Source organism: Nonomuraea antri (assembly GCF_013283785.1).
Taxonomy (GTDB): domain Bacteria; phylum Actinomycetota; class Actinomycetes; order Streptosporangiales; family Streptosporangiaceae; genus Nonomuraea; species Nonomuraea antri.
Genome location: NZ_JABCPZ010000365.1, coordinates 1 through 6703 on the forward strand (window position 1 = coordinate 1; position 6703 = coordinate 6703).

The window sequence follows — 6703 nt, forward strand, 5'->3', positions numbered from 1 at the left end:
GGCAGGTAGGCCAGCGTGGAGAAGTAGTCGACGCCGGTCAGGCACATCACCTTCCACCACGGCTGCGGCTTGGCGTGCCCCTCCTCGGTCTCCGGGCCGACCGGCTGCTGCACCCGGTGCTCCAGCAGCCACCGCGTCAGGCGGCTGCCGGGCGCCACCGCCCGCACCGGGCTGTCGACCACCGCGGGGACGGCGGGCTCGCGGGTCCCACTCACCAGAGCACTTCCTCTCGACCGGACGATCCGCGGCACGAGCGGCGGACCTCGTCAAGACGGTTAGTGCCCCCTCCTCGGTCAAGGGAGACCATCGGGCGAGCGCGGGCGTCGCTACGAGGCGTTACGAGGGGAAGGTCATCGACCGCCGAGGAAGCGGCCGGCGGTGGCGGCGAACCAGTCCGGGTCGTCGAGCCACGGGAAGTGTCCGGCGCCCGGCTGGACGGCGAACGCGGCGTCCCCGAACAGCCCGGCGAACTCCGCCATCGCGGGCGGCGGGGCGGCGACGTCCACCTCGCCGGCCAGCAGCAGCACCGGCGCGCCGAGCCCGGCCAGCGCCGCCCGCGTGGCGGCGGGGTCGAACGCGCCCTCGGCGCCGAAGACGGCGGCGGCCTCGTCGTTGCGCTGCTCGTCGCCGGCCGCGTGGTGTGCCTGGGCGGCGGCGTCCCAGCGGCCGTAGCTGAAGGGGGCGATGGCGGCCCAGTCGGCGGCCGTGGCCCGGCCTTCCGTGGCCGACTCCAGCGCCGCGTACGCCGGGCCGAACCACGGCTCGCCGGCCCGGGCGCGGGCGGTCTCGAGCCTGGCCGCGCCGGTGATCTCGATGCCGACGGCCCGGGTGCTCGGCGTGACCAGGGTGAGCGTGGCGACGTGTGCGGGGTGGCGGGCGGCGTACTGGACGGCGACGTTGGCGCCCGCGCAGTGCGCGAGCAGGTCGATCCGGTCGAGTCCGAGGTGTTCGCGCAGCGCCTCGACGTCGCCGGTGAGCCGGTCGCAGCGGTAGGAGCCGGGGTCGTCGGGGACGGCGGACGCGCCGCTGCCGCGCAGGTCCAGCGTGACCAGCCGCCGGTGCGCGGCCAGGCCGCCGAGGTCGCCGAGGTAGGCCGACGCCTGTATCGGGCCGCCCGGCAGGCAGATCACCGGGGCGCCGTCGCGGTGCGGCCCGGCGTGCACGTGATAGGCGAGGACGGTTCCGTCGGGGGCTCGGTAGGTAGGCATGGCGGGGATACTCGCAGCGCGCTTTTCCGCCGCGCAACCGATATACGAGGGGGGTGCCGGGGCGCGGCGGCGGGGGCTGATGCCACCGCGCCCCGGCGGTCCTCGAAAACCGCGGCCGGTTCCGGAACCGCGACCGCCTCCGGAACCGCAGCCGACTCCAGAAGCGCGATCGGCCTCAGAAGCGCAGCCGGCGCAGGTACCGGTAGCCGGTGTCGGCCGTCTGGCGGGGAGTGACGTCCGGGGTGTCGTTCTCCACGATGTACTCCTTCACCCGGTGCGACTCGAACACCCGGCGGAAGTCGATCGTCCCGGTGCCCAGGTCGGCCATGTCGCCGTTCAGGTGCCGGTCCTTGACGTGGTACTGCAGCACCCGCTGCGGCGCGTCGCGGATGACGTCGATGGCGAAGCCCACCGGGTCGGCCGCGCCACGCCCGACTCCGCCGGTGACCGCCCAGTAGATGTCGATCTCCAGGTGGACCAGGCCGGGGTCGAGCTCGGCGGTGAGGATGTCCCAGGGCGTGGTCCCGCCGCCGAGGTCGGTGGTGAACTCGTGGGCGTGGTTGTGGTAGCCGTACCGCAGCCCGGCGGACCTGGCGGCCTGAGCCTCGACGTTCATGCGTTCCGCCCATGCCTTCCACTCGTCGGCACTGGCCGAGTTCAGGTAGGGCACGACCAGGTAGGACTGGCCGAGGGTCAGCGCGTTGGCGATCTTGGCGTCGAGCGCGGCGGCGTCGGGGCTGAGCCCGTCGTGGCTGGAGCTGGCCTGGACGCCGATCCCGTCGAGGAACGCGCGTAGTTGCGCCGCCGTCCGGCCGAAGTAGCCGAGCGCCAGCTCGACCTTCGGGTAGCCGATCTCGGCCAGGTAGGTGAGGGTGGCGTCGTAGCCGCGCGCCAGGTCGGCGCGTACCGTCCAGAGCTGGATGCTGATGAGGCCGGGCGGGACACGGTGGCCGCCGCCCGCCGCGACAGAGGCGGCGGCGGGGGTGGCGGCGGTGCCGGCCAGCGCCGCGGCCCCGATTCCGAGGCCCGCGGCGATCACGGACCGCCTGCTGGGGCCGTAGCCGTAGCACATGGGTGGATCTCCTATCGGGTGGGCTGCAGGACGACTTCGTCGGTGCCGGTCAGCGGCGGCAGGCCGCCGGTGCCCGGGTCGGTGTAGGCGGCGGCGAAGACGCCGGTGAGCCGGTCGGTGTCCGGGTCGTGCCCGCCGGGCTCGGTGGTCTGGATGACGCCGGTGCAGCCGCGCGCGGTGGTCTGCGGGTGCCCGTGGTCGTCGTGGCCGAGGACGTAGGTGACGGTGACGTTCGCGCAGTCCACCGGCTGGTCGTCGGTGACGCGCACCTCGAACGGCACGGCGTCGCCGAACGAGAACGGCTGCCCGGCCACCGGCTCGACCAGTTCCACCACCGGCGCGGCGTTGCCGACCACGATCCGCACCGAGGTGGCCGCCGACAGCCCGCCGCTGTCGCTGACCCGCAGGGTGGCGTGGTAGAGGCCGTTTCGCGCGTAGGTGAACGTCGCCTCGGGGGTGCGGGCGTCGACCTTGCCGTCGGCGTCGAAGTCCCAGGCGTAGCGGAGCCTGTCGCCGTCGGCGTCGGTGGTGCCCGCGCTGGTGAAGGCGACGGTGAGCGGCGCGTGGCCGGCCGTCACGGACGCGGCGGCGGCCGGGACGGGCGTGTGGTCGCCGTTGTGCCCGATGTAGTCGATGCGGGCGAGCTGGGCGTCGGGGTTCTCGCTGAAGAAGCCGTCGCCGTACTCCAGCACGTAGAGCGCGCCGTCGGGGCCGAACTCCAGGTCCATCGGGTTGTCGAAGACGATCGAGGGCAGCACGGCCTCGATCCGCCCGGCTTCGTCGTGGAAGGCCTTGACGTAGTCGCGGGTCCACTCGTAGAAGAGCGGGACGCCGTCGTAGTACTCGGGCCAGGCAACGGGCGCGCGGCCGCGCGTGTCGCGGGCGTCGAAGTCGTAGGCCGGTCCGGCCATCGGGCCGATGCCGCCGGTGCCGAGCTGCGGGAACTCCGGCGAGGCGCCGTAGGAGTACCACACCTCGGGCTGCACGACGGCGGGCAGCTCGCGCCTGCCGGTGTTGTGCGGCGACTCGTTGACCGGCCTGGCGCAGTCGAACGCGGCGCCGGACGCGCCGGTGGCGAAGTCGAAGTCCACGTACGGCAGCCGCGCGGTCGCGCAGTACGGCCAGCCGTAGTTGCCCGGCCGCCGGACGATCATCCACTTGCCGGTGCCCGCCGGGCCGCGCAGCGGGTTCGCGTTCCGCGCGTCGGGCGAGTAGTCGGCCACGTAGAGGTCGCCGGTGGACCTGTCGAGCTCGATGCGGAACGGGTTGCGCAGGCCCATGGCGTAGATCTCGGGCCGGGTGTCCCTGGTGCCCGGCGGGAACAGGTTGCCCGGTGGGATCGTGTACGTCCCGTTCGCGCCGACCCTGATGCGCAGGATCTTGCCGCGCAGGTCGGCGGTGTTGCCGGAGCTGCGCTGGGCGTCGAAGGCCGGGTTGCGGTCGGCCCGCTCGTCGATGGGGGTGTAGCCGTCGGACTGGAACGGGTTGGTGTCGTCGCCGGTCGACAGGTACAGGTCGCCGGCGGCGTCGAAGACGATGTCGCCGCCGACGTGGCAGCAGATGCCCCGGTCGACGGGCACGTCGAGGATGCGCTGCTCGGTGCGCGGGTCGAGGGTGGCGCCGGTGAGGCGGAACCTCGACAGCCTGATCAGCCCCTTGAACGGCGCGAAGTCGGCGGGCGTGCCGGTGAACGGGGCGTCGCCCTCGTTGACGTCCGGGGTGGCGGGGTCGTCCACGGGGGTGTCGAGCGGCGGCGAGTAGTAGAGGTAGACCCAGTCGTCCCGCTTCGGGCCCTGGCCGAAGCCGGGGCTGAGCGCGATGCTCTGCAGTCCTTCCTCGTCGTGCTCGTAGACCTCCAGCCGGGCGGCGAGGGTGTTGAGCCCGGTCTTCGGGTCGTGCAGCCACACCTCGCCGCCGCGGGTGGTGTGCAGGACCCTGGAGTCGGGTAACACCGCCAGGTCGATGGGCTCGCCCGGGTGGTCGTTGAGCGTCACCTTCTGGAACAGGTCGTCCGGCGGCGGGGCCGCCGTCCCTGTCGCGTGGGCTGTGGCCGGCATGAGGATCGCCGCGGCAGACACGGCCGCGATCGCGGTTCTGGCTCTCATGCCTGTCTCCCTTCGGTCTTCTCGGGGGGATAACAGGGAGCAGATCACCGTGAATGTAACCCGAGTTCCGCCGGAGGAGGAGGGCCTACCGCGCGCGATCGGAGACCTTTCGCCGTCGATCGATGAAAGTCACCACGGGCCGGCGGTGCGGCGGGAGTCCGGGCCGACCGCGCCGGCCGGCCATTGACGAATAATCGTTTGGGCCCGTACATTTTTTGGCGAGATGCTGAACCTCACCCATGACGAGTGGCTGGCCAGGGCCGCGGCGCTGGACCTGCCCACCGTCCACCACATCGACGGCGCCGACGAGCCGGGCGGCGCGGGCGGATACCCGGTCCGCTCGCCCCGCGACGGCCGCGTCCTGACCGAGATCGCCGACGGCGGCCCGGCGGAGGTGGCGCTCGCGGTGTCGGCCGCGCGGCGCGCCTTCGACGCGGGCCCCTGGCCCAGGATGTCCCCCGCCGAACGCGGCCGGGCGCTCATCCGGCTGGCCGAGCTGATCGAGGAGTCACGCGAACGGCTGGCGCTGCTGGTCAGCCTGGAGATGGGCAAGCCGGTCAGCGACGCGTACACGATCGAGCTGCGCGCCGCCATCGCCACCTTCCGCTGGTACGGCGAGCTGGCGGGCAAGCTCGCCGACGAGGCCCCGCACGTGCCCGCCGACGTGCTCGCCCTGGTCACCAGGGAGCCCGCCGGGGTGGTGGGCGCGGTCGTGCCGTGGAACTTCCCGCTCACGCTGGCCTCGTGGAAGGTGGCGCCCGCGCTGGCGGCCGGCTGCACGGTGGTGCTGAAGCCGTCGGAGCTGTCGCCGCTGTCGGCGCTGGAGCTGGGCCGGCTGGCCACCCGCGCGGGGCTGCCGCCCGGCGTGCTGAACGTGGTGTGCGGCGACGGGCCGGCCGCAGGGCGGGCGCTCGGCCTGCACCCGGACGTGGACGTGCTCGCCTTCACCGGCTCGGCCGCCGTCGGGCGCCACTTCCTGCGCTACGCGGCCGACTCCAACCTCAAGCGGGTCTGGCTGGAGCTGGGCGGCAAGTCGCCCAACATCATCCTGCCGGACGCCCCCGACCTGGACGCCGCCGCGGCCACCGCCGCCTGGGGCGTCTTCTTCAACCAGGGCGAGATGTGCACCGCGCCGTCACGGCTGCTGGTGCACCGCTCGGTCGCCGAGCGGGTCGTCGAGGCGGTGGTGGCGCGGGCCCGCGCGCTGCGCGTGGGCGACCCGCTCGACCCGGCCACCGAGATGGGCGCGCTGGTCAGCGAGGCCCACCTGGAGCGCGTACGCGGCCACGTCGAGGACGGCCTGGCCGGCGGCGCGCGGCTGCGCACCGGCGGCGGCCGGATCCTGGCCGATACCGGCGGCGCGTTCCTGGAGCCGACCGTCTTCGACCAGGTCGGCCCGGGCAGCCGGCTGGCCAGGGAGGAGATCTTCGGCCCGGTGTTGTCCGTGCTCGCCTTCGACGACGTGGACGAGGCGGTGTCGCTGGCCAACGCCACCGACTACGGCCTGGCCGCCGGGCTCTGGACGGCCGACCTGGGCACCGCGCACCGCGTGTCACGCGCGCTGAAGGCGGGCACCGTCTGGGTCAACTGCTACGAGGAAGGCGATCTCACCGTTCCGTTCGGCGGGGTCAAGCAGTCCGGCAACGGCCGCGACAAGTCGGCGCACGCGCTGGAGAAGTACACCGAGCTCAAGACCACCTGGATCCAGCTGTGAGACCCCTGATCGCGATCCCGGCCCGCTTCTCCGCCTCGGCCGCCGCGCTGCGGTACGCGGCCGAGGTGAACTCGCGTGCGCTGGTCGAGGCGGTGTGGCGGGCCGGCGGCGAGCCGGTGAGCCTGCATCCGCACGCGCCCGGCGGGGTCGCCGACGCCGTTCAGGTGGCCGGGCGGCTGGCCAGGTTCGACGGGCTGCTGCTGCCTGGCGGCGGCGACGTGGCCCCGCACCGCTACGGCGCGCCCGGCACGCACCCCGGCGTCTACGACGTGGACGACGAGCAGGACGCCTTCGACCTGGCGCTGGCCGCCGGCGCGCTGGCCACCGGGCTGCCGACGCTGGCCGTGTGCCGGGGGCTGCAGGTGGTGAACGTGCTGCTCGGCGGCACCCTGGAGCAGGACATGGGCGGGCCGGACCGCGAGCACCGGCACGTGACCCACCCGGTCGCGCTGGCGCCGGGGTCGCTGCTGGAGCGGGCCTGCGGGGCGGGCAAGGTGGAGGCGTCCTGCTTCCACCACCAGCGGGTGGAGCGGCTGGGCGCCGGGCTGTCCGCCACCGCGCACGCCGCGGACGGAACGGTGGAGGGCGTGGAACGGGCGGGGGC

General features: G+C 74.0%; 6 protein-coding genes. 2 read left to right on the top strand and 4 right to left on the bottom strand.

Annotated features, from left to right (window positions below; all coding sequences use genetic code 11):
- The 4 genes from HII36_RS52215 to HII36_RS52230 form a co-directional block, all read right to left on the bottom strand.
- Positions 1–215, bottom strand: a 215-nt coding sequence (locus HII36_RS52215; RefSeq protein WP_217371048.1) for a hypothetical protein, incomplete at its 3' end; no start/stop codon positions are given.
- Positions 216–350: 135 nt separating this feature from the next.
- Positions 351–1208, bottom strand: a complete 858-nt coding sequence (locus tag HII36_RS52220) for an alpha/beta fold hydrolase (RefSeq protein WP_173530860.1) — start codon at positions 1206–1208, stop codon at positions 351–353.
- A gap of 175 nt (positions 1209–1383) precedes the next feature.
- Positions 1384–2280, bottom strand: a complete 897-nt coding sequence (locus tag HII36_RS52225; protein ID WP_173530861.1) for a sugar phosphate isomerase/epimerase family protein — start codon at positions 2278–2280, stop codon at positions 1384–1386.
- Between the two features lie 11 nt (positions 2281–2291).
- Positions 2292–4385, bottom strand: a complete 2094-nt coding sequence (locus tag HII36_RS52230) for a PQQ-dependent sugar dehydrogenase (protein WP_173530862.1) — start codon at positions 4383–4385, stop codon at positions 2292–2294.
- Between the two features lie 223 nt (positions 4386–4608).
- Here HII36_RS52230 and HII36_RS52235 point away from each other — a divergent pair, with 223 nt between their 5' ends.
- Positions 4609–6099 (top strand): aldehyde dehydrogenase, encoded by a 1491-nt coding sequence (locus HII36_RS52235; RefSeq protein WP_173530863.1) that lies wholly within the window; start codon positions 4609–4611, stop codon positions 6097–6099.
- Positions 6096–6703, top strand: a 608-nt coding sequence (locus HII36_RS52240; protein ID WP_328808283.1) for a gamma-glutamyl-gamma-aminobutyrate hydrolase family protein, incomplete at its 3' end; no start/stop codon positions are given. The genes HII36_RS52235 and HII36_RS52240, both read left to right, overlap by 4 nt.